Source organism: Massilia oculi (assembly GCF_017582745.1).
GTDB lineage: Bacteria > Pseudomonadota > Gammaproteobacteria > Burkholderiales > Burkholderiaceae_D > Telluria > Telluria oculi_A.
The window spans coordinates 1-20074 of sequence record NZ_JAFVIM010000018.1 but is presented as its reverse complement, the minus strand read 5'-3'; the positions used below and the strand labels follow the sequence as shown (position 1 = coordinate 20074).

Genomic DNA, 20074 nt, shown 5'->3' with positions numbered 1-20074 from the left:
AGCAGGCGCTTGTGGGTAATTCGATACTGAACTGCTTGCCTTGCAGTAATCAATTTCTCAAAAATCCCGTCTTCTATCGCTCGCCGTAAGGTCTTCTTCCATGTCCGAACTCTTATCATCTTCCATTCTGGCCGGTTCCGACCTGAACTGGCTCGCCGGCGGCGGCGAGATGGGCGAACTGATCCGCAGCATGGACTGGTCGAAGACGCCGCTCGGACCGCTGTCCGACTGGCCGCAAAGCCTGCGCACCTCGGTCAGCCTGTGCCTGTCCTCGACCTTCCCGATCCTGGTGTGCTGGGGGCCGGACGACATCCAGATCTACAACGACGCCTACCGCCCGATCTGCGGCGACCTGCATCCGGCGTCGATGGGAGCGCCGTTCAAGGTGGTGTGGGCCTCGGCCCTGCCGGTGGTGGGAGCGGCCTTCGAGCGCGCACACCAGGGCGAGGGCGCCTACATCAAGGACCAGCAGATGTTCCTGGACCGTAGCGGCTACCTCGAAGAAGCCAATATGACCTTCTCGTTCTCGCCGATCCGCGACGAGTCGGGGACGGTGGGCGGCGTCTTTCACCCGATCACCGAGACCACGGCCCAGGTGCTGGGCGCCCGCCGTGCCCAGGGACTGCGCGACCTGACGGCCAGTCTGGCTTCGACCCGTTCAATGGCGGAGATCGGCCAGCAACTGAGCTTGCACGTCGAGCGCATGAGGGCCGACGTGCCGTTCCTGCTGTTCTACCAGATCGACCAGGATAGCGGAATACTGGAGTTGCGCGGCGCCGGCGGCCTGCCGCCACATGGCGCGCTGGCGCCAAGCTCGGCGGCACTGGACGACGCCTGCTGGCCGTTCGCGCGCTGCGCCGCCGCGCATGCGGCCGCACAGGTGGACGACGTCGCGGCGCGCCTGGCCGGGCTGACGTGCGGACCTTACGAGGATCCGCCGCGCTCGGCCCTGGTGCTGCCGCTGTCGCTGCCAGGCCAGCAGCAGCTGTTCGGCTTCGTGGTGGCGGGCGTGAGCGTGCGCCGTGCGCTCGACGCCGACTACCGCAATTTCTATGAATTGCTGGGCGCGGCCGTGAACACGGCGGTCGGGAATGTGCTCGCCTACGAGCAGGAACAGCGTCGCGCCGAAGAACTGGCCAAGATCGACCGCGCCAAGACCGCCTTCTTCTCGAACGTGTCCCATGAATTCCGAACCCCGCTGACCCTGATCCTGGGACCGCTAGACGACGCCCTGGCCGATGACGCGGACAGCATGAGCGCGGCCCAGAGGAAGCGCATCGAGGTCACCCACCGCAACGCGCTGCGCCTGCTCAAGCTGGTCAATTCGCTGCTCGACTTCTCGCGCATCGAGGCCGGTCGGGTGCAGGCCAGCTACGTGCCGGTGGACCTGGCGCATCTGACGCTCGACCTGGCCGGCGTGTTCGAGTCGGCCATGGCCAAGGGCGGCCTGGATTACCGGATCGAGCTGCAGGACCTGGGGCAGCCGGTGTATATCGACCGCGACATGTGGGAAAAAATCGTCTTCAATCTGCTGTCGAACGCCTTCAAGTTCACCCTGAACGGCAGCGTCACGATCAGCCTGCGCGAGCACGCCGGCATGGCGCGGCTGTCGGTGAAGGACACCGGCACCGGCATCCCCGAGCACGAGCTGCCGCGCATGTTCGAGCGCTTCCACCGCATCGAGGGCGCGCCGGGGCGCACCTATGAAGGCACCGGCATCGGCCTGGCCCTGATTCAGGAACTGGTGCGCCTGCATGGCGGTACCATCGCCGTGACCAGCACGTTCGGGGAAGGCACGCGCTTCGATGTCGACCTGCCGTTCGGCCACGCTCACCTTCCGCAGGATCGCATCCTGTATGCGCCGGACACGATGGAAGACCGCCAGCGCATGGGTTCCGCCTTCGTCGAGGAAGCGCTGCGCTGGCTGCCGGATGCCGAGGCCGCGCCGCATGAGAAGGGACATTCGGCGCCGGTCGACATCGCCGGCGAGGCCCGTCCGCGCATCCTGATCGCCGACGACAACAACGATATGCGCGCCTACCTGAAGGCGCTGCTCGAGCCGCATGCCGAGGTGCGCGTGTGCGCCGACGGCCAGGCCGCCTTCGAACTCGCGCTGGCGGAGCCCCCCGACCTGTTGCTGAGCGACGTGATGATGCCGAAGCTCGACGGCTTCGGCCTGATCGCACAGGTCCGCGGCAGCGAGGCGCTGCGCCTGCTGCCGGTGATGCTGTTGTCGGCGCGCGCCGGCGAGGAAGCCAAGGTCGAGGGACTGCAGGCCGGCGCCGACGATTACCTGGTCAAGCCGTTCTCGGCCAACGAGCTGCTGGCCCGGGTGCGCACCCAGGTGGACATGGGGCGGGAGCGGCGTCAGATGGAGCACGATGCCCGCGCGCGTGAAGCCCATGTGCGCGCCCTGGTCGACGCCTCGCCGGCCATGTTGTGGACTACCGACAACGACGGCCAGTGCACCTATCTCAGCCAGCGCTGGTACGACTACACCGGCCGCACGCCGGAGCAGGACCTGGGCCTGGGCTGGCTCGAGAATACCCATCCCGACGACCGGCAGCGCGCTGGCGAGATATTCCTGGCCGCGAACGCTGGGCGCGAGCCTTTTTCGATCGACTACCGCCTGCGCTGCCACGACGGCAGCTATCGCTGGTTCATCGACGCCGGCCTGCCGCGCGTAAACGCGGCGGGCGAGCCGGACGGCTACGTCGGCACCGTGATCGACATCCAGGTGCGCAAGACCTTGCAGGAGCGCTTCGAGCGGGTGTCGGAGGCGGGCGACATCGGCGTCTGGTACGCCGACGCGCCGTTTGCCGAGTTCCAGCTCAATGCCGAGATGGCCATGCACTTCGGCCTGGACGGCGCGCGTCCGGCGTCGGTCGACGCGCTGCTGGCGGCGGTCGACCCGGAAGACCGCGAACGGCTGGCGGCCAGCGTGGAACACGCGGTGCGCGCCGGCGCGCCGCTCGACCTGGAGTTTCGCACCGTGGCGGGCGGCGCGCCGCGCTGGCTGCGGGCGATTGGCTGGTGCGGCCTGGACGAGCATGGACAGCCGGCGCGCTTCGACGGCGTGACCCTCGACATCGACAGCCAGAAGTACGCCGAGCAGGAGCTGCAGCGCCTGGCCAGCGAGCTGGGACAGAAGAACCGCGCCCAGAGCGACTTCCTGTTCACGCTGGCGCACGAGCTGCGCAACCCGCTGGCCCCGATCCGTTCGGGGCTGGAGCTGATGCGCATCGGCGCCGCCGGCGGCGACGTGCAGGCGATCATGCGGCGCCAGGTCGACCACATGGTGCACCTGGTCGACGACCTGCTCGACATGGCGCGCCTGGCCGAGGGCAAGGTGACGCTCAAGCTGGAGCGCATGCTGCTGGCGGACGTCATGCGCGAGGCGGTCGACATGAGCATGCCGCTGGTGGATGCGCGCAAGCATGCGCTGACCGTGCGTGCGCCGGACGCGGGGCTGGCGCTGCACGCCGACCGCCACCGGGTGGCGCAGGTGCTGAGCAACCTGCTCAACAACGCCGCCAAGTACACGCCGCAGGGCGGCGCGATCGAGATCGCGGCGCGGGTCGAAGCGAACGAGGTCGCGATCACCGTTTCGGACAATGGCATCGGCATCGCCGCACCGGCGCTGGAGACGGTGTTCGACATGTATGCCCAGGCCCATCTCGGCACCGAGATGGCGCAGGGCGGCCTGGGCGTGGGCCTGAACCTGGTCCAGCGCCTGGTCAAGCTGCATGGCGGCCGCGTCGCCGCCAGCAGCGCCGGCGCCGGCATGGGCAGCCAGTTCACGGTGTGGCTGCCGTTGCCGAAGGATGCGCAGGCCGAGGCGCCCTGCGCCGCCGCACACGAAGCGGCGACCGCGCCGGTCCCCGCCACGCCGGGCGGCGTGCTGCGCATCCTCGTGGTGGACGACAATGTGGACGCGGCCGAGACCTTGCAAGCCCTGCTCGAGATGAACGACCACACCGTCAGCGTCGCCAACGACGGCGCCGCGGCGTTGCGTCTCGCCGGCGCAGACCTGCCGCAGGTGGTGTTCCTGGATATCGGCCTGCCCGATATGAGCGGCCACGAGGCGGCCGAGGCGATGCGCCGCATTCCGGGCATGGAAGACGCGACGCTGGTGGCGCTGACGGGTTGGGGGGCGGAGCAGGACCGGCGACGTTCGAGCGAAGCGGGGTTCGATCATCACCTGACCAAGCCGGCCGATTTCACGATCGTGGAGAATCTGATCCGCGACGTCGCAGCGAAGAGACGCACGACGGGCTAGCCGGCTGCGGCGGATGTGGGTCTGAAAAAAACAACCCGGCCGTGAGGAGCCGGGTGCTGGTCTTGCGTAGAACGCTGCCCCGAGCGCGCCCCGCGAGCAGGGCGTCGTTCGGTGGATGTCCCAGTCGATTACTGGCCGGTGGTGCCGGTCGGCGGCGTGGTGGTGGTCGCCGGATCGGTGGTGGTGGTGCCGGTGGCGCCTTCCGCGGTGCCGGTGCCGGTGGTGCCCGTTGCGCCGCTGGTGTCGCCGGCGGTGCCGGTTGCGCCGGTGGTGCCACTGGTGCCCATGTCGGTGGTGCCGGTGCCGGTGGTGCCGGTGCCGGTTGCGCCGGTGCCCACGTCACCCGTGGTGCCGGTGGCGCCCGAGGTGCTGCTTGGCATGGTCGCCGAGGTGTCGGCCGGGGTGGTGGTGGTCGCTGCGTCGTCGCGCTTGCAGGCGCCCAGCAGGGAAGCCAGGACGGCGGCGGTCAGCAGGATTTTTGGTGCTTTGGTCATTGCATTCATTGTTAACTCCTCGTTTACGTCTATCTTCGTGCCGAAGTTTCCAGCTCATTGTGGTGAGGCGCTGGAAGGTCAACGGCGCCAGTTAGTTCCAACCCCTTTGCAATTCAGGGGTGGAACACTCAGGGAACCGACGCAATACGCGGCCCCGGTGCGTACTTCAATCCAACTGTGCCCATTAGACTGGATGCCCGGCTACCGGTTCGTTAGATACCGCACTCTTGCGAAACTCCGTAACATTTTTTACAGAGTTTTTTTTGGCCGGGCGTCAGGCTCCCAGCTGTTCGTCCCCCGGCACGGGCCGGATGTTCCTGTCATCGGCGCTGCGCTTGATGTGGTCGGCGCGGCCGATCTGTTCCAGCAACGCGGGAACTTCCATAGAAATTTCTCGCGCCAAATATCCCAAGGTGCCAAGGCGCTCTGCCAGGCGGTCGCCGGCGCGCGCGTGCAATGCCACGCCCCAGCAGGCAGCCTGTTCCGGCGCGGCGCCGCGCGCCAGCAGGCCGGCGATGATGCCGGCCAGGACGTCGCCCGAGCCTGAAATGGCCAGGCCAATATTGCCCGCGCCTTCGTGTTGCCACAGCGTGCCGTCCGGCGCCGCGATCACCGTGCGCGCGCCCTTGAGCGCGATCACCGCATTCCAGTCGCGCGCCGCCTGCAGCGCCGGCGCGTCCGGCGCGCCGACGATGCATTCTTTCTCGAGGCCGGTCAGGTGCGCCATTTCGCCGCAATGCGGGGTCATGATCACGGGCCGCTCGAAGCGCATAGGCTTGCCCTCGGGCCAGTCGTGCGGCATGTGCAGCATGACGTCCATGGCGCAGGCGTCGAGCACCAGGCCGACGTCGGCATCAATCAGGCGCGGCAGCAGCGCGTGCACCAGGCGCGCGGTGCATGGGGCGTCGCGCATGCCGGGGCCGACCAGCACCGCGTCGACCTTGTCGGCCAGCGGATCCAGGCTGCCCAGTGCGTCGAGGTGGAAACCGTCGGTGTCGTTTTCCACCAGGCCGATCACGCGCGCCTCGGGCATCGCCAGCGCCACCAGCTGGGCCACGCTGGCCCCGGTGGCGATGGTCAGCTTGCCAGCGCCGGCACGCAGGGCCGCCGTGGCTGCCAGGATGATGGCGCCCGGCATTTCGCGCGAGCCGCCCAGCACCAGGACGTGGCCGCGCAATTCCTTGTCGCCCTCGGCCTGGGGCTGCGGCAGCGGCCATGCGGCCAGGCAGGCGGCGTCGAGGTCGTGCACGGTTTGATTGCTGGAATCCATGGCGTGGCGTCAAGCCTTGGGCGAGGTCGGCAAGTCCTTGGCGACGGTCACCGGCGTGCCGGTGGCTTCCAGCGGCGCCACGAAGTTCACCAGGCGCAATGCCAGGTCGCCGCGCTTGCCCTTGTCGGGGTCGAACTCATAGGACGTGACCGAGCAGTTGGGCACGTCGCCGGCGCGGTCGAAGTCCAGGATCTGCGCCTCGTTCAGGTGTTCGAACAGGTAGCGGAAGCAGTTAACCGTGACCTGGTGCGCGACGATCAGCACGCGCTCGCCGCAGAAGTCGCGCTCGAGCGTGTCCATCACGCTGCGCAGGCGCAGGATGACGTCGCACCAGCTTTCGCCGCCAGGCGGGCGGAAATAGAACTTGCCGACGTGCTGGCGCTGCTCGTACAGATCGGGGAAGTGGTGGGCGATGCCGTGCGTGGTGAGACGGTCGAGCACGCCGAATTCTTTCTCGCGCAGGCGCTCGTCGGACAGCACGCACAGCAGCTCGTCGCGCTCCAGGCGCTGCATCAGGATGTTGGCCGTCTCGGCCGCGCGGACGTAGGGCGAGTGCAGCACCACATTGGGACGCTGGTGCGGTGGCAGGGCGGCGAACCAGGCGCCGAGGGCTTCGGACTGGCGCTCGCCCAATTCGGACAGCGGCACGTCGACGTCGCGATCGGCGATGTCGATGCGGTGCCCGGCGGCGGCTTCTGCCAGGTCACGCGCGACGTTGCCCGCGCTTTGTCCATGCCTGACCAGCCAGATTTCCTGTGGCCACTTTTGCTCCATCGCCGTCCGCCGAAAAGTTAACATGGCGTCATCATGACGGATTCGGCAAGGCGTCAGCGCACGATTGCTGCCGCCTGCGGCAATGTTTACGCGTGCTTACACGGCCTGTTCTTCGCCGTCGAGGTTGACGTCGGCGTCGTCCTGGAACACCCGCATATCGGTCTGGCCCAGCACCCGGCTGGTGACGCTGCCGGCCGCGATCGAGCCGCTGACGTTGAGCGCCGTGCGGCCCATGTCGATCAGCGGCTCCACCGAGATCAACAGGCCCGCCAGCGCCACCGGCAAGTCCATCGCCGACAGCACGATCAGGGCCGCGAAGGTGGCGCCGCCGCCGACCCCGGCCACGCCGATCGAGCCGAAGGCGACGATCGCCAGCAGCGGCAAGAGAAAAGCGGCCGTGAACGGATCGATGCCGACCGTCGGCGCGATCATCACCGCCAGCATCGCCGGATAGATGCCGGCGCAGCCGTTCTGGCCGATGGTGGCGCCGAACGAGGCGGCGAAGTTGGCCGTGCCTTCCGGCGTGCCCAGGCGCGCGGTCTGGGTCGCCACGCTCATCGGGATCGAGCCGGCGCTGGTGCGCGAGGTGAAGGCGAACACCAGCACCGGGAAGATCTTCTTCACGTAGCGCAGCGGGTTGAGCCCGACGCCGGCCACCATCGCCAGGTGCACGCAGAACATCAGCGCCAGCGCCGCATACGAGGCGACCACGAAATTGAGCAGGCCCAGGATGTCCTGCAGGCTGGAGCCGGCCACCATCTTGGCCATCAGCGCGAACACGCCGAACGGGGTCAGGCGCAGCACCAGGGTCACCATGCGCATCACGATCACGTGGGCCACGTGCACGAAGCCGCTGAAGGACTGGAACACTTCCGGCTTCTTGCCGGCGATGCCGACCGCCGAGATGCCAATGAAGACTGCGAACACCACCACCGCGATGGTCGAGGTCTTGCGCGCGCCCGTCATGTCGAGGAAGGGATTGGCCGGGATGAAGGACAGCAGCAGCGACGGCAGCGACAGTTGCTGCGCCGTGGCCAGGTTGCCCTGCAGGTATTCGCCGCGCGCGACTTCGGCGCTCGAAGCGGTCAGGCCTACGGCCGACAGGCCGAACAGCTTGGCCATCGCGATGCCGATGATGGCCGCGACCACGGTCGTGATGAGCAGGATGCCGATGGTGAGGGTGCTGATCTTGCCGAGCGACGCGGCATCGCGCAGCTTGAGGATGGCCTGCACGATCGACACCATGATCAGCGGGATGATGATCATTTGCAGCAGCTTGACGTAGCCGCTGCCGATCACGTCGAGCCAGGCATTGGTCGCCACGATGTCGCTCGAGCCGGCGCCATACACGGCTTGCAGCCCGGCGCCGAACACGACGCCCAGCCCGAGGCCGGCGAACACGCGCTTGGTGAACGACGCATGGCGCGCCTGCATGCCATACAGGAGTGCACAGATGGCCAGGGCAAGGGTCAGGTTAAGGAGGACGGGGAAGGTCATGACACTCGGTTGAAGCAAGGAATCGCGCCATTCTATCGGCAAAGTTGCCTTGCCGTAGTGTTAATGTCACATTTGCTTATGCCTTCAGCGCATATTGACGGCCGATTATCGCGTTCCGCTGGACTTGTCGGGTATCTGTTGCTGCACGGCGACGGAAGATGAGTCATAACGCAAGGAAATACTCAATGCTTCCCATAAAGGGAACAATGTTTCTATAATCCAATGGATACCACATTTTTTATCCATGGGCTTAAGGCCAGCGAATCATGTTCAAACATCTCAGCATCAAGTCGCGCCTCATCTTCGTCATCGCCTTCCTGGCAGTCGAACTGGTCGCCGGCGCGGTCATCGGCATCTATAACCTCGGCGTCGCGAATACCGAACTCAAGCAGATGTACGACCACCGCCTGGTCGGCCTGAGCCAGGTGGGCCAGGTCACCCAGCTGATCACCACCAACCAGCTGGCCGTCGCCAAGGCGGTCAATCTGGAAGATGTCGGCTTGCGCAATGCCGCGCTCGAGTCGGTCGATGCGAATATCGTGGTGATCAGCAAGATCCTCGATAGCTACCGCCAGCTGCCGATGACGCCTGGCGAGCAGGCCCTGTACCAGCAATTCACCGAGGCGCGCAAGGTATTCGTCGAGCAGGGCATCCGCCCGGCCATGGCCGCGATCCGTGCCGGCGACAACGCCGGCGCCGTGGCCCAGCTCAACGGCCAGATGACCAGGCTGTACCTGCCGGTGGCCGATCTCGGCGCCAAGCTGGTCAAGGAACAGCAGGACGCCGCGCTGAAGGAATACCAGGCCTCGCAATCGACCTTCGAGCTCGTGCGCGCGGTCTGCCTGGCCGGCCTGGTATTCGGCCTGATCATGGCCGCCTTCGTCGGCTGGGTGCTGGTGCGCGCCATCGTGCGTCCGCTGGAGCAGGCGGTCGCGATCGCCGGCGCCGTGGCCCAGGGCGACCTGACCCAGACCATCGAAGTGACCTCGAAGGACGAGACCGGCCGCCTGCTGCAGGCGCTGAAGGACATGAACGATTCGCTGGTGAAGATCGTGAGCCAGGTCCGCACCGGCACCGACAATATCGCCACCGCCTCGAGCCAGATCGCGGCCGGCAACCTGGACCTGTCGTCGCGCACCGAGCAGCAGGCCGGTTCGCTGGAAGAAACCGCATCGTCGATGGAAGAGCTGACCTCGACCGTCAAGCAGAACGCGGACAACGCACGCCAGGCCAACGCCCTGGCCACCTCGGCCTCTGAAGTGGCGGGCAAGGGCGGCGCGGTGGTCGAGCAGGTGGTGCAGACCATGGGCGCGATCAACGCCTCGTCGACCCGCATCGTGGACATCATCGCCGTCATCGACGGCATCGCCTTCCAGACCAATATCCTGGCGCTGAACGCCGCAGTCGAAGCGGCGCGCGCCGGCGAGCAGGGCCGCGGCTTCGCGGTCGTGGCGGGCGAGGTGCGCAGCCTGGCGCAGCGCTCGGCGGCTGCGGCCAAGGAAATCAAGCTCTTGATCGACGACTCGGTGGACAAGGTGCACCACGGCTCCGAGCTGGTCGAACGCGCCGGCGCCACGATGCAGGAAATCGTGCAGAGCGTGAACCGCGTGACCGACATCATGTCCGAGATCACCGCCGCCAGCCAGGAACAGACCGCCGGCATCGAACAGATCAACGGCGCCGTGGCCCAGATGGACCAGGTGACCACGCAGAACGCGGCGCTGGTGGAAGAAGCGTCGGCCGCGGCGGCCTCGCTGCAGGAAGAAGCTACCGCGCTGGCGCATACCGTGGGCGCGTTCAAGCTGACCAATGCCGGCACCAGCCGCGCCAGCGCGGCGGCGCCGCGCGTGACCACGACCTTGCCGGCGGTGGTGGCGAAGGCACCGGTAAAGGCGGCGAAACCTGCCGCTGCGGCCAAGCCGGTCAAGGCCGCGCCGGCTCAGCCGAAGTCGGAAGCCGCTGCCAAGCCGAAGAAGGCCGAAACCGCGGACGTCGGCGACGGTTGGGAAGAGTTCTGATTCCTGCCTGACGCCAGCGGAAGGAAAAAGCCAACCTGAAGGTTGGCTTTTTTTTCGTCCACTACGTGCGCAGCTTGCGCAGTCCGATCGCCAGCAGCGCCAGCGCCAACGCACCCAGCGCCAGCAGCTGCCCCACTGGCAGGCGGCCCGGCGATGCAACATGCTCATAGCGCGGCAGCTGCGCCAGATCGTCCTGCGTCATCGCCCGCTCCTCGAACAGATACGGATAGAAGAAGCGCCGCAGCTGCGTGTGATACGCCGCGATGCGGTCCTGGTAGGCGAGCTGCGCCAACAGATCGGTATCGGCCAGCCGGTGCAGCAGCACCTGCACGTTCACCGACGCCAGCACCAGGCCGACGCGCGCCGTCCAGCTTTCCCTCGCCTGCATGCTGGCGCGGTATTGGGCGACGTCGGAGGCCACGGCGTCGTCGCCCGCCTGGTGCATCGCGTAATACCATTTCCAGTGGAAGCGCCCCTCGACCGGCGGCGTATCCTTCCATTCGGGATGGCTGATGAAGAACTTCGCGAACGTCTCCGGTTTCGGGATATCCCAGCCCGAGTGCACGGCCTGGCGCTGCGCCAGCGCCAGCTCGACACCCTTGGAAACCGGCGACAGGCGCGCGATCGCGGCGTCGGCCAGGGTCGGCAGGATCATCGTCAGGCCGACCAGGCAGGCCAGCAGGATCGCGGCGCTGCTGCTGGAGGTGCGGGCGCGCGCGGCCACCCAGCCGGCAAGGCCGAACCAGAAGGCGAGATAGAGCGTGGCTACCAGCGCGATCGCCGCGAAGCCCGCCAGCCCGGCGCCGGCCACCAGCGCGCCGCAGGCCACCGGCAGCAGTGCGGCCAGCCACACCAGGCCATAGCGCAAGCCAACCCTGCGCCGCCAGGTGTTGGCCGCAGCCGCGGGGAGCGACGCCAGCAGCCGCAGGCGGCCCGCTTCGCGCTCGCTCGAGACCAGGTCGTGCATCAGCGCGATCACGAACAGCGGCGCCAGGAAGACCAGCACGAAGGCGAAGTCGAAGCGGCCAGGCATGGCCAGTTCGGGGTTGATCGCTTCCGACTCGTACAGTTGGGAGTGCAGGCCGAGCAGGCGCACGCGCAGGGCCTGCGGCTGCAGGTCGCGCTGGCCGATGGCCACGAAGGCCAGCGGCGATGGCGGGTTCACCGTCAGGTGCGGCAGGTAGTAGCCGACCGAACCGGCTTCGGCTTCGCCACTCTTGAGCTGCTTGGCGGCGATGGCGGCGTAGTCCTGCGCGTGGCTGGAGGCGATGCGATCGAGCGCGGCGCGCTGCTGGCTCACGGCCTGCAGGCCGGTCCAGACCGACAGCGCACACAAGAGCGCCAGCAGCACGATGGCGCCGACGGCCAGCCTGGAATGCGCGATCTGGCGGAGTTCAAAATTCAGCGTGTTCATTTGGCCTTCCTTTCGAGGCGTTTCGCGATCACATGGCCGGCGCCGAACAGTGCCAGCAACCACCCGCCCAACACGGCGAAGGCGGGCCAGGCGTGGCGGGCGGCTACCTCGGCATAGGAGGCGGGCGGATAGCCGAAGCGCGGCGTGTCGTCCCAATGGTGCTTGTCGATACGTTCGTCGCCGGCGCCTTGCGGCGAGACGACGTTGGCGTGCAGGCCGTTGAGCGACTGGACGAAGGCGTAGCGGTATTTTTCTCCCTCGGCCAGGAAGCGCGCGTGGCTGTCGAGGTTGGTGCCGGCCAGCGCGGTCGACATGCGGCGCAGCGCGATCACGGGGCTGAACAGGCTGGCAGAGTGCACGATCGCGTTCTCTTCGCGCTGGCGCGCGAAGTCGGCGCGCATGAATTCGTCGAACAGTTGGCTCGTCATGCGCTCGCCTTCGGCCATCAGCAGGCCTCCATAGTTCACCGGCAGGTCTTCGACCCGCTCTACGCCGTATTTCTCCAGGGTGCGCGCGCGGAAGGCGTTGAAATAGGGGTCAATGGGATCGTGGCTGTCGCCGATCGCTGCCAGGCGTTCGTGGATCGCGACCTCCGTCTCGATGCGGCTCGGCCGGCCGACGTCGCCGGCGGCGAAGTCGGGCATCACGCGAGGCAGCAGGATCGCGGTGACGATCCAGCCGGCCACCAGGGCCAGCAAGGCATCGCGCGCACGTGGCAGGCTGCTCGACACGAGCACCGCCGCCACCACCCACAGCAGCAGGTAGAGCGCATACCCGAGCAGCATCGTCAGTGCCTGCGGCGCCACGGCCGGATGCAGCAGGGCGATCGCGACCAGCGCGATGAAGGCGGGCAGGCCGAGCAGCAGCGCCACGCCGGCATGCGCGGCCAGCTTGCCGAGCAACAGGGTCGCGCCGGGGATGCCCTGCACGATCTGCAGGCGCAACTGGCCGCGCTCGCGCTCGCGCGCCACGCTGCCGAAGGCCAGGAACACGATCAGCAAGGGCGTCAGCACCTGCAGCACGAAGGCCGGGGTGAGCTGGCCGAAGCGCAGCAGCACCGAGGACTGGCCGGCGTCGCTGAAGTTGGCGCTGTTCTGGCGGTGGCCTTCGAGGAACAGCGTGTTGCCCGTGAACGGATCGACGCCGAAGTCGAAGAAGGCGAGGGGACTCAGTGGACGGAACACGTAGTGCCCGTAGTGCACCACGCGGTGCGGGTGACGGTCGGGCTGGTTGTGCCACTGTTCGTCGGCCGTGTCTTGAAAGCGCGCGCGCTCGGCGTTCACGGCGTCCACGCGTTCATGGCTGACCAGGATCGCGGCCAGGGTCAGCGCCAGCATCAGGATGCCGGCGGCCACCGCCACCTGGTTGCGCAGCATGGCGCGCCATTCGCTGCGGGCGATGGCGGGCAGCGCTTGCCTCAGGGTGGCGCTCATGCCGCATCCTTTGCCTGGCTCGTTCCCGCATATCTCCGGTACAGGTCGCGCACGTCGTAGCGTTCTTCTCCGCTGGCCGCGACCTCGTGGCTGATATGGCCGCGCTCGAGAAATCCGATGCGGTCGGCCACCTCGGCCGCTCCCAATAAATCGTGGGTGACCATGAAGATCGCGCTGCCGCGTGCGCGCAGGCCTTGCAGCAGGGCGTTGAATTCACTGGTGGCTTGCGGATCGAGGCCGGTGGTGGGTTCGTCCAGCAGCAGCACCGGCACCTGGCGCGCCACGGCCAGCGCGATCGCGACCTTCTGGCGCATGCCTTTCGAGTAGCCGCCCAGGCGGCGCCGCCAAGCCGAGGCATCCAGGCGCACGGCGTCCAGGGCCTCGTCGATCGTGGCGTCGGTCCAGCTGCTGCCGGCCAGGCGCAGGAAGTATTCGATGTTCTCGCGCGCGTCCAGGTGCTCGTACAAGGCGACGTTTTCCGGCACATAGGCCAGTTGGCCGCGCGCCGCCAGCGGGTCGGCGGCGACGTCGATGCCGCACACGCGCACGCTGCCGGAGCGGGGAACCGTGAAGCCGAGGAAGGTATTCATGGTGGTCGACTTGCCGGCGCCGTTGCCGCCCAGGAGGGCATAGATCTCGCCGCGCGCGACGCGCAGGGACAGGTCGCGCAGTACGGGCGCGGACTGGTAGGCGACGGTAATGCCGTTCGCCTCGAGGGCTGGGGTAGTCTTGGTCATCGTGGTCCTTTGTGGTGAAGCTGGAGCAGTAGGCGGCACGCGAGCCGCAGCATCAAAGCCGGCGGCAGCGCGCGCAGGATGCACGCCGTGCGCGAATGCGCAGGCGCGCCCGCAGGTCGGTTTGACGCGGCCCGCGAGGGATTCAAAGACGGATCAGTGGCGCGGAGGCGCCTGGCGGGAAGGAATCAGGTAGCGGCGCAGGACGACCGGCGCGGGGCGCGGCAGGCGCGCAAGGACGAAGGCGATGACAAGGAAGAGCGCCAGCAGTTGTGGCGATGCCGCTGGAAGGTCGGCGGTGGAATGGGAAGCGATCTGGCAGCTGACGCAGTCGGACAGCTGTTCGGACAGGTCATGGTCGTGGAACGAGGCGCCCACGAGTTGCAGGGCAAGGATCAGCGCGCACAGGCAGGCCAGCACCCGGCGCAGGGGTGCGCTCGCTGCACGATAAGGTGCGTGCTGACGTGTGGCCTGGAACTGCATGCGATCCCGATCGACGATGATACGGGGCAGTATAGCCCAGCGGTCATCGAATCGACAACCGGGCCGCATGCGGCAAGGTACACGGCAGGGCTTACTCGAAGGCGATCAGCAGTGCGGTCAGGCCGATGCATGCAGCGGCGATGACGCCGATGCGGGTGCGCAGGCGGCGGCCACTGGAGACGATGTCCTTGGCGATGCCGCGCTTCGGCGCGCGCGGGTTGCTGCGGTCGACCGCGGTTGCTGCATGGATCGAAGAGTGATGGCGTTCGGTATGTTCGGTGTTCATGGTTAACTCCAGCGCCGTCCCGAATGAGACCGGCAAATAAATGATGAATGGCCGGCGTGAGCCGGGCGTAATACGAAGATGGTTTGCCGTTCAGGCGCGCGGGGCGCGCTGGGCAGGATGAAGAGCTGACTGGCAACTGGGCCGCACCGCCACGTCGTTGGGATAACGCAGGCTGGGGTAGAGCGGACAGTAAATGCGTGACATGCGGATGCCAGTACAAAGCGTCGAATTCGGGACCCGGGGCGGCAACAAGACCTTCAAGTCTGGCTGCGTTCAGGACGTTATTTATTTTACATGCATGCCACGTATAGACAAGGGCCGCACGATTGAAAACAACTGATGTTTTCACATAGCAACAATCCATCCTAGCATGACGGGCCGGCTAGTAGAAGAGTGTATTTGCAGCTTCTCTGACCTGACGCAACAGCCTGTCCAAAATGATGCGCTGCGCAATCGCAGTGTGCAGTTCGCGCCATCGTGTGGTGCGCCAGCGCCGCAGGAGGATGGTGGCTCACTCTGTGCGCTTGCCTGGCATGAAGATTGCATAATCATCATCAGCGCAACGGAGCGCTGCGTGCGCCGCCAACGAGGGCAGCGCCCACCAAGACAACGACGTCTACCGGGACATGAATACGTTCATGCCGGGTATGCGTCTTTTTTTTTGCCTGACTACATTGGGATTGCGATGAAAAATCAGAAGCTTGAAGCGAAGAGCGTAGCGACGGCGGATGTCGGCGAAGTCGATGTCACGCGCAGGAAGGTCATTCATGGCGCAGGTCTGGTAGCGGGAGGAAGCTTGATGGGGCTGGCAACGGGTGGCGTATGGGCGGCGGGTTCGGACAAGCCGGAAAAGACCGAGATCAAGATCGGGTTCATTCCCCTGACCGATTGCGCGTCGGTGGTGATGGCCTCGGTCCTGGGCCTCGACAAGAAGTATGGCGTGAAGTTCGTGCTGAGCAAGGAGGCCTCTTGGGCCGGCGTGCGCGACAAGCTGGCCAACGGCGACCTGGATGCGGCCCACGTGCTGTACGGGCTGCTGTATGGCGTCCAGATGGGCATCGGCGGACAGCGCAAGGACATGGCGGTGCTGATGGGCCTGAACAACAACGGCCAGGCGATCACGCTCTCGAAGCAGCTGGCGACCAAGGGCGCGGTGGACGGCCAGTCGCTGGCCAAGGTGATGCGCGCCGAAAAACGCGAATTTACCTTCGCCCAGACCTTCCCGACCGGCACCCACGCGATGTGGCTTTATTACTGGCTGGCGGCCAACGGCATCAACCCGATGAAGGAAGCGAAAGTCATCACGGTGCCGCCGCCGCAGATGGTGGCGAATATGCGGGTCGGGAATATGGACGGCTTCTGCGTCGGCGAACCGTGGGGCCACCGCGCCATCATGGACGGCATCGGCATCACCGCCATCACGACCCAGGACATCTGGCGCGACCACCCGGAAAAGGTGCTGGGCTCGACCCTGGAATTCGCGAAGAAGCACCCGAACACCTGCCGCGCCATGATGGCCGCCATCATCGAGGCCAGCCGCTGGATCGACGCCTCGATGGCCAACAAGAACAAGATGGCCGAGGTCATCGCCGCCAAATCGTACGTCAACACCAGCAAGGACGCGATCGACCAACGCATCATGGGCCGCTACCAGAACGGCCTCGGCAAGACCTGGGACGACCAGAACTACATGAAGTTCTATAACGACGGCGCGGTCAACTTCCCGTATCTGTCGGACGGCATGTGGTTCATGACCCAGCATCGCCGCTGGGGTCTGCTCAAGCAGGATCCCGACTACCTGGCCGTGGCCAGCGCGGTCAACCAGGTCGCGTTGTACAAGGACGCGGCGACGCAGGCCAAGGCGCCGCTGCCTTCCAGCCCGATGCGCAGCTCGAAGCTGATGGACGGCAGTGTCTGGGACGGCAAGGACCCGAAAGCCTATGCCGCCTCGTTCAAGGTCCGGGTCTGACTTTCATCTTGTCTGAATAGGGGAATGCCATGAACGCTATCCTGAAATCCGAACGCCATGCGCCGCACGCCGGCGGCGCCAACGTCGTCACGTTGCCGCTTGCCGTCGATGCGCCTGCCGCCAGTGCCGCGCCTCCCGCGCGCAAGCCGGCGCCCGTCGTGCGCGGCACGCAGCCGTTCGCAAGGGCGGTGAAGGCGGTCCTGCCGCCGTTGGTGGGTATCGCCTTCGTGGTGCTGGTGTGGCAGCTGATCGCGACCCGCAACGAGACCTTCCCGTCGCCGCTGGCGACATTCCAGGAGGCGCTCAAGCTGTTCGCCGATCCGTTCTACCACAATAGCCCGAACGATCAGGGCATCGGCTGGAACGTGCTGGCCTCGCTCAAGCGGGTAGCGGTGGGCTTCGGGCTGGCGGCGCTGGTTGGCATTCCGCTCGGCTTCATCATCGGGCGGGTTCGTTTCGTGAGCGGCATGTTCGGTCCGATCATCAGCCTGTTGAAACCCGTGTCGCCGCTGGCCTGGCTGCCGATCGGCCTGCTGGTGTTCAAGTCGGCCGATCCGGCGGCGATCTGGTCGATCTTCATCTGCTCGATCTGGCCGATGATCATCAACACGGCCGTTGGCGTGCAGCGCGTGCCGCAGGATTACATGAACGTGGCGCGCGTGCTGAACCTGTCGGAGTGGAAGATCCTGACCAAGATCCTGCTGCCTTCGGCGCTGCCGTACATCCTGACCGGCGTGCGCCTCGCCATCGGCACCGCATGGCTGGTGATCGTGGCGGCCGAGATGCTGACCGGCGGCGTCGGCATCGGCTTCTGGGTGTGGGACGAGTGGAACAACCTGAATGTGGCGAACATCATCATCGCCATCGTCGTGATTGGCGTGGTGGGGCTGCTGCTCGAGCAGGCGCTGGTGGCGCTGGCACGGGCGCTGACGCACGAACAAGTGGCTAACTGATTGAGGAGTGCGATCATGGATGACCTTCAAAGCAAATTCATCGACATCACTGGCGTGGAGATGGCGTTTCATACGAAGAAGGGCGTGTTCCAGGCGTTGCAGGGGATCGATCTTGCGGTGCGCAAGGGGGAGTTCATTACGCTGATTGGGCACTCGGGCTGCGGCAAGTCGACCTTGCTGAACCTGATCGCCGGCTTGTTGAAGCCGACGGCGGGCGTGCTGCTGTGCGCGAATCGAGAGATCGCGGGACCGTCGCCGGAGCGGGCGGTGGTGTTTCAGAATCATTCGCTGCTGCCGTGGTTGACGTGCTACGAGAATATCCATCTCGGGGTCGAGCGGGTGTTTGGCGGCGCCGAGACGCGGGCTCAGCTGCGTGAGCGTACGCTCGCCGCGCTTGCGTTGGTGGGGTTGTCGAGCGCGGAGGGAAAACGGCCGCACGAGATTTCGGGCGGCATGAAGCAGCGCGTCGGCATCGCTCGGGCGCTGGCGATGGAGCCGAAGGTGTTGTTGATGGATGAGCCGTTTGGCGCGCTCGATGCGTTGACGCGGGCGCATTTGCAGGACGAGCTGCTCAAGATCGTGGCTGCGACCAAATCGACTGTCGTGATGGTGACGCACGATGTGGATGAGGCGGTGTTGCTGTCGGACCGGATCGTCATGCTGACCAATGGGCCGGCGGCGACCATCGGCGAAATCGTCGAAGTGGAACTGGAGCGGCCGCGTGATCGGGTCGCGTTGGCGCAGGATGCGCGCTATACCGAGCATCGCAAGGCAGTGCTCGAGTTCCTGTACCGCAAGCAGGCGCATCCGGCGGCGGAAGCGGCGTAGCTAGCCAGGCGCCGGTCGCGGATAGAACTTCCACAGGAAGGAAGGTACCGACTGGCGCCATTCTTCCTCGGTCTGGTCTGGCACCGCGCGCAGGTCGAGCAGCCATTCGCGCACGACCTTGCCGGCGGCGATCTCGACGTAGATCTCGTCCGGGTAGATATCCCGAGGCAGGTAGCCAGTACGGCGGCGCTCGCCGTGCCAGCCGCGGATGATGCCGCTGAACCAGGTAGCGGCCAGTGGTAATGCGGTATCCGGGAAGAGCAGCGAAAAACCGATTTGCGGGTTGAAACCGGTTAGGAACAAGACGCGCTCAGCGCCGCATTCCCGGATTTCCCAGGTGCCGTAATAGCCGTTCGAGCAGCCGGGCCACGGCTTGAAGCGGGGCGGTGAAGGCAGTGACTTGCGATACGGCTCGAGCGCAAAGGTGTCGATCGAATAGGCGGTGCCATCGACGGTCATGCGCTCGGCGAAGTCCATCGTCATGCGTGTTCCTCCAGCTCAGGCCTGGCTCAAGAGGTTTTCTTTTTCTGCACCTGGCGCTGCTGCTGTTTGCGCTGCGTCTGGTTGCGGTTCTGCTTGGCTTCGTACAGCGCCACGGCGTCGCGCTTGGCCTGGGCGACCGTGCGCAGTTCTTCCTTGTCGTCGTGGGTGACGAAGTAGTCGTTGGCCTGCGCATCGACCACCAGCTTGATCGCGGCTTCGTCGTCGAGGTTGTAGATTTCGGTGAGGAGGGTCGTTACTTCATCGAGAAAGTCTTCGTAGGTCATGGTGCGGTCGTCGTTGAGCGAGTGAGGAGGCAAGGATAAGCTGAAAACGAAAACGCCAGCCCGGAGGCTGACGTTTCTACTGAATCTAGGTGGGCCGTGCTGGGCTCGGACCGGCGCTAAGCCGAGGGGAAGGAATAGTAGCTTATCGGGAGTCGCATCACAAGTACGTCACATGAGGAGTTGGCCATGTCTACGCTTGGCCTGCAGGGGCGCTACGTTACGCTGCTAGTCTTCGGTCGACAAGTCAACACCTCGCAAGGTCATCAACCGACCGTTGCAGGCAAGCTGCCGATCAGCTTGCACCCGCATTCCGTCATGCATCCCTCGACCGCAACGGGCACCCCGTCGATTGTCAATGTGTCGTGGGCAGTAATGATTTTGTTGACACCGTGCGGTTTGCCACCGGGGTAGGGCAGCGGGCAGTCTACTTTGTCACCCAGCCGGGCGATCGCTCTTCCCCTGATGTCGTGCTTGGGTGAACCGCTAATCACTGTGCCGCCGTGATCGGTTTTGTCTCCGACTGTAATGATCTTCAAAGACATTTGGCTCCCCAGTGGAATCGGTGACTTCAATAGATTGGGCAGTCCGTCATGAGTTCGACTGCCTCATGAATGCCCTCCCACGGCAGTTCTATGTGCTTTCTTGCTGGCTCAGCGAGTTGTAGTTGAACCGGATTGAGCTCTTAATGTGATGGATGTGATCATGCGTTTGAATCAATCTGTATGAGCGATCTGCAAGATTCGCAACAGCCGCGGACCTGTCAGAAATTCTGTGTGCGGGGCCAGAATTTCGTAGTTAATTAATCGCGTTCGTGAAGCGTTCGCCGAACATGATGGCGAACTGGTTGGCAGCAAGCTTCCAGGTACGCGGCGCCA

17 protein-coding genes are annotated in these 20074 nt (G+C 65.7%); 5 read left to right on the top strand and 12 right to left on the bottom strand.

Going from position 1 to position 20074, the window contains the following annotated elements:
* Positions 1–100: 100 nt before the first annotated feature.
* Positions 101–4279 carry an ATP-binding protein gene (locus J3U95_RS19240; RefSeq protein WP_229519956.1) on the top strand — a complete coding sequence of 1393 codons (4179 nt, stop codon included), beginning with the start codon at positions 101–103 and terminating at the stop codon, positions 4277–4279.
* A 128-nt stretch (positions 4280–4407) separates the two neighbouring features.
* On the opposite strand, the gene J3U95_RS19235 is transcribed toward J3U95_RS19240, so the two are convergent.
* The 4 genes from J3U95_RS19235 to J3U95_RS19220 all read right to left on the bottom strand — a co-directional run bounded on the left by J3U95_RS19235 (position 4408) and on the right by J3U95_RS19220 (position 8314).
* The gene (locus J3U95_RS19235; RefSeq protein ID WP_208280274.1) at positions 4408–4782 is read right to left on the bottom strand and encodes a hypothetical protein; all 375 of its coding nucleotides are present in this window, start codon (positions 4780–4782) and stop codon (positions 4408–4410) included.
* A 265-nt stretch (positions 4783–5047) separates the two neighbouring features.
* Positions 5048–6043: an NAD(P)H-hydrate dehydratase gene (locus J3U95_RS19230; RefSeq protein WP_208280273.1), complete on the bottom strand. Its 996-nt coding sequence runs from the start codon at positions 6041–6043 to the stop codon at positions 5048–5050.
* A 9-nt stretch (positions 6044–6052) separates the two neighbouring features.
* Positions 6053–6817, bottom strand: coding sequence for a histidine phosphatase family protein (locus J3U95_RS19225; RefSeq protein ID WP_208280272.1), 765 nt, complete (start codon positions 6815–6817; stop codon positions 6053–6055).
* Positions 6818–6913: 96 nt separating this feature from the next.
* Entirely contained in the window at positions 6914–8314 is a 1401-nt protein-coding gene (locus tag J3U95_RS19220; protein WP_208280271.1) for an L-cystine transporter, read from the bottom strand.
* Between the two features lie 266 nt (positions 8315–8580).
* Here J3U95_RS19220 and J3U95_RS19215 point away from each other — a divergent pair, with 266 nt between their 5' ends.
* Positions 8581–10332, top strand: coding sequence for a methyl-accepting chemotaxis protein (locus J3U95_RS19215; protein WP_208280270.1), 1752 nt, complete (start codon positions 8581–8583; stop codon positions 10330–10332).
* A gap of 61 nt (positions 10333–10393) precedes the next feature.
* Here J3U95_RS19215 and J3U95_RS19210 read toward each other — a convergent pair whose 3' ends face one another.
* The 5 genes from J3U95_RS19210 to J3U95_RS19190 form a co-directional block, all read right to left on the bottom strand.
* Positions 10394–11746 carry a DUF3526 domain-containing protein gene (locus tag J3U95_RS19210; protein WP_208280269.1) on the bottom strand — a complete coding sequence of 451 codons (1353 nt, stop codon included), beginning with the start codon at positions 11744–11746 and terminating at the stop codon, positions 10394–10396.
* Positions 11743–13179: a DUF3526 domain-containing protein gene (locus J3U95_RS19205; RefSeq protein WP_208280268.1), complete on the bottom strand. Its 1437-nt coding sequence runs from the start codon at positions 13177–13179 to the stop codon at positions 11743–11745. Before J3U95_RS19205 ends, J3U95_RS19210 begins: the two co-directional genes overlap by 4 nt.
* Positions 13176–13916 carry an ABC transporter ATP-binding protein gene (locus J3U95_RS19200; RefSeq protein ID WP_208280267.1) on the bottom strand — a complete coding sequence of 247 codons (741 nt, stop codon included), beginning with the start codon at positions 13914–13916 and terminating at the stop codon, positions 13176–13178. Before J3U95_RS19200 ends, J3U95_RS19205 begins: the two co-directional genes overlap by 4 nt.
* Before the next feature lie 153 nt (positions 13917–14069).
* A complete protein-coding gene (locus J3U95_RS19195) occupies positions 14070–14396 on the bottom strand; it encodes a hypothetical protein (RefSeq protein WP_208280266.1) in 327 nt (108 codons plus the stop codon).
* 91 nt (positions 14397–14487) lie between these two features.
* The gene (locus J3U95_RS19190; RefSeq protein WP_123068704.1) at positions 14488–14682 is read right to left on the bottom strand and encodes a hypothetical protein; all 195 of its coding nucleotides are present in this window, start codon (positions 14680–14682) and stop codon (positions 14488–14490) included.
* Positions 14683–15481: 799 nt separating this feature from the next.
* On the opposite strand from J3U95_RS19190, the gene J3U95_RS19185 reads away from it, so the two are divergent.
* The 3 genes from J3U95_RS19185 to J3U95_RS19175 are packed head-to-tail and all read left to right on the top strand — an operon-like array spanning position 15482 to position 18432.
* Positions 15482–16651: a CmpA/NrtA family ABC transporter substrate-binding protein gene (locus tag J3U95_RS19185; RefSeq protein WP_208280265.1), complete on the top strand. Its 1170-nt coding sequence runs from the start codon at positions 15482–15484 to the stop codon at positions 16649–16651.
* A 29-nt stretch (positions 16652–16680) separates the two neighbouring features.
* Positions 16681–17604: a nitrate ABC transporter permease gene (ntrB, locus tag J3U95_RS19180; protein ID WP_208280264.1), complete on the top strand. Its 924-nt coding sequence runs from the start codon at positions 16681–16683 to the stop codon at positions 17602–17604.
* A 15-nt stretch (positions 17605–17619) separates the two neighbouring features.
* Positions 17620–18432, top strand: coding sequence for an ABC transporter ATP-binding protein (locus tag J3U95_RS19175; RefSeq protein ID WP_208280263.1), 813 nt, complete (start codon positions 17620–17622; stop codon positions 18430–18432).
* On the opposite strand, the gene J3U95_RS19170 is transcribed toward J3U95_RS19175, so the two are convergent.
* The 3 genes from J3U95_RS19170 to J3U95_RS19160 all read right to left on the bottom strand — a co-directional run bounded on the left by J3U95_RS19170 (position 18433) and on the right by J3U95_RS19160 (position 19741).
* Positions 18433–18915 carry a hypothetical protein gene (locus J3U95_RS19170; protein ID WP_208280262.1) on the bottom strand — a complete coding sequence of 161 codons (483 nt, stop codon included), beginning with the start codon at positions 18913–18915 and terminating at the stop codon, positions 18433–18435.
* 26 nt (positions 18916–18941) lie between these two features.
* Positions 18942–19199: a complex I 30 kDa subunit family protein gene (locus J3U95_RS19165; protein ID WP_208280261.1), complete on the bottom strand. Its 258-nt coding sequence runs from the start codon at positions 19197–19199 to the stop codon at positions 18942–18944.
* A 263-nt stretch (positions 19200–19462) separates the two neighbouring features.
* On the bottom strand, positions 19463–19741 hold the full coding sequence (locus tag J3U95_RS19160) for a PAAR domain-containing protein (RefSeq protein WP_208280260.1): 279 nt from the start codon (positions 19739–19741) through the stop codon (positions 19463–19465).
* Positions 19742–20074 lie beyond the last annotated feature (333 nt).

Excerpts from the sequence above, each read along its gene's own strand:
- J3U95_RS19225 (WP_208280272.1), bottom strand. The coding sequence starts at position 6,817 with ATGGAGCAAAAGTGGCCACAGGAAATCTGGCTGGTCAGGCATGGACAA.
- J3U95_RS19205 (WP_208280268.1), bottom strand. The coding sequence starts at position 13,179 with ATGAGCGCCACCCTGAGGCAAGCGCTGCCCGCCATCGCCCGCAGCGAA.
- J3U95_RS19240 (WP_229519956.1), top strand. The coding sequence starts at position 101 with ATGTCCGAACTCTTATCATCTTCCATTCTGGCCGGTTCCGACCTGAAC.
- J3U95_RS19215 (WP_208280270.1), top strand. The coding sequence starts at position 8,581 with ATGTTCAAACATCTCAGCATCAAGTCGCGCCTCATCTTCGTCATCGCC.
- ntrB (WP_208280264.1), top strand. The coding sequence starts at position 16,681 with ATGAACGCTATCCTGAAATCCGAACGCCATGCGCCGCACGCCGGCGGC.
- J3U95_RS19230 (WP_208280273.1), bottom strand. The coding sequence starts at position 6,043 with ATGGATTCCAGCAATCAAACCGTGCACGACCTCGACGCCGCCTGCCTG.
- J3U95_RS19175 (WP_208280263.1), top strand. The coding sequence starts at position 17,620 with ATGGATGACCTTCAAAGCAAATTCATCGACATCACTGGCGTGGAGATG.
- J3U95_RS19160 (WP_208280260.1), bottom strand. The coding sequence starts at position 19,741 with ATGTCTTTGAAGATCATTACAGTCGGAGACAAAACCGATCACGGCGGC.
- J3U95_RS19190 (WP_123068704.1), bottom strand. The coding sequence starts at position 14,682 with ATGAACACCGAACATACCGAACGCCATCACTCTTCGATCCATGCAGCA.
- J3U95_RS19210 (WP_208280269.1), bottom strand. The coding sequence starts at position 11,746 with ATGAACACGCTGAATTTTGAACTCCGCCAGATCGCGCATTCCAGGCTG.
- J3U95_RS19200 (WP_208280267.1), bottom strand. The coding sequence starts at position 13,916 with ATGACCAAGACTACCCCAGCCCTCGAGGCGAACGGCATTACCGTCGCC.
- J3U95_RS19165 (WP_208280261.1), bottom strand. The coding sequence starts at position 19,199 with ATGACCTACGAAGACTTTCTCGATGAAGTAACGACCCTCCTCACCGAA.
- J3U95_RS19195 (WP_208280266.1), bottom strand. The coding sequence starts at position 14,396 with ATGCAGTTCCAGGCCACACGTCAGCACGCACCTTATCGTGCAGCGAGC.
- J3U95_RS19235 (WP_208280274.1), bottom strand. The coding sequence starts at position 4,782 with ATGAATGCAATGACCAAAGCACCAAAAATCCTGCTGACCGCCGCCGTC.
- J3U95_RS19220 (WP_208280271.1), bottom strand. The coding sequence starts at position 8,314 with ATGACCTTCCCCGTCCTCCTTAACCTGACCCTTGCCCTGGCCATCTGT.
- J3U95_RS19170 (WP_208280262.1), bottom strand. The coding sequence starts at position 18,915 with ATGACGATGGACTTCGCCGAGCGCATGACCGTCGATGGCACCGCCTAT.
- J3U95_RS19185 (WP_208280265.1), top strand. The coding sequence starts at position 15,482 with ATGGGGCTGGCAACGGGTGGCGTATGGGCGGCGGGTTCGGACAAGCCG.